Raw genomic sequence first — 1,569 nt, forward strand, 5'->3', positions numbered from 1 at the left:
GCCGGCTGCGGTCCGACGCCGCCGGTCAGCCAGTCGAGCGGCACGCCGGCATGCGCCAGGCTGTCTCCCAGCGTGCGCGCGTAGGTGGCCACGCCGGTGCCCGCGCCGAGGGTCCAGGTGCGCGCGTCGATGGCCACGCGCAGGTCCGCCGGCGGCGCCGCGCGCAGCGCGGCCCGCCACGGCGGCACCACGGGATGCCGCTCATGATGGGGGCGCGATTGATCTGTGCGCGTCGCCGTGCTCATAATGCGCCAGCACGAACCACTGCGCGGACCATCACGCGAATCCAATGATCTCTTTCCAGAACGTCAGCAAGCGCTATCTCGTGGGCCATGTTCCAACCACTATCCTCAGCAACGTTTCATTCGACATCGGCCGCGGCACCGCGCTGGGCATCTGCGGCGCCAACGGCGCCGGCAAGTCCACGCTGATGCGGCTGGCCGCGGGCGTGGAGATGCCCAGCGCGGGCCGCGTGCGGCGGACCTTCTCCGTGTCATGGCCGCTGGGCTACAGCAGCGCGTTCCAGAGCAGCCTCACCGGCGCCGACAACGCGCGCTTCATCGCGCGCGTCTACGGCAAGCCGATCGACGACACGCTCGCCTTCGTCAACGACTTCGCCGAGCTCGGCCGCTACTTCCGCATGCCGGTCAGGTCCTACTCGGCGGGCATGTCGGCACGGCTGGCGTTCGCGATCTCGCTGGCGGTGGAGTTCGACTGCTACCTGATCGACGAGATCACCTCCGCCGGCGACGCCCGCTTCCGCCAGCGCTGCCACGACGCCCTGCGCGCGCGGCTGGCGGACAGCGCGCTGATGATGGTGTCGCACGACCCCGCAACGCTGAACGACTTCTGCAACGCCGGCGCCGTCCTCCATGACGGGCAACTGCGCCTGTACGGCACGGTCGCCGAAGCGCTCACCGTCCATCACGCGATGCAGCAAGGCGACGAGGCGCCACACCGCGCAACGCTGGCAAGCGTGACAACCGCCGGTGACATGGCGGCGTCATCGATTGGGTAGATTCGTTCACGGAATTGCCATGCGGGATGGCCATGCTTGCGGGCGCGAGTGTGGGCGCGAGCGCGAGCGTGGGCGGGAAGACGCGCCGGGACGGACGGACAATCCGCCGGCGCGCACGCGCGCTACCGGCCGCGCCCCATGCCGCGCGGCGTGCTAGTCGATGGACAAGCGCCGCAGCAGCCAGCCGCGCAGGGCATAGGTCAGGCTGCAGTAGCCGGCCAGGATCGGCACCGCCAGGAGCCAGAACGTGGCCGGGAGCGGCACCAGCCCCAGCGGCTGCGCCAGCGGTGAATAAGGCAGCCACACGCCCGCCGCGCAGATGGCCAGCGTGGTGGCGATGAGCGCGTTGCTGGCCCGGCTTTGCACGAAGGGAATGCGCCGCGTGCGGATGACGTGGACGATCAGGGTCTGGGACAGCAGCGACTCCAGGAACCAGCCGGTCTGGAACAGGTTCTGCTGCGCGGGCGTGCTGGCGCCCAGCACCCAGTAGAGCGCGGCGAAGGTGAGGTAGTCGAACACCGAGCTGATCGGACCGATGCAGAGGATGTAGC

At 69.9% G+C, this 1,569-nt stretch carries 3 protein-coding genes; 1 reads left to right on the forward strand and 2 read right to left on the reverse strand.

The genetic code is table 11. The annotated features are described in order from the left end of the window. On the reverse strand, positions 1-191 hold a 191-nt coding region (locus K206_RS40565; RefSeq protein ID WP_043368001.1), incomplete at its 3' end, for a hypothetical protein. A gap of 98 nt (positions 192-289) precedes the next feature. Here K206_RS40565 and K206_RS40570 point away from each other — a divergent pair. After that, on the forward strand, positions 290-1,018 hold the full coding sequence (locus K206_RS40570) for an ABC transporter ATP-binding protein (protein WP_020207158.1): 729 nt from the start codon (positions 290-292) through the stop codon (positions 1,016-1,018). Between the two features lie 153 nt (positions 1,019-1,171). On the opposite strand, the gene K206_RS0136585 is transcribed toward K206_RS40570, so the two are convergent. Continuing rightward, positions 1,172-1,569: cation transporting ATPase C-terminal domain-containing protein (locus K206_RS0136585; protein ID WP_020207159.1), on the reverse strand; the 398-nt coding region annotated here is incomplete at its 5' end.

The organism is Cupriavidus sp. WS (assembly GCF_000395345.1).
GTDB lineage: Bacteria > Pseudomonadota > Gammaproteobacteria > Burkholderiales > Burkholderiaceae > Cupriavidus > Cupriavidus basilensis_B.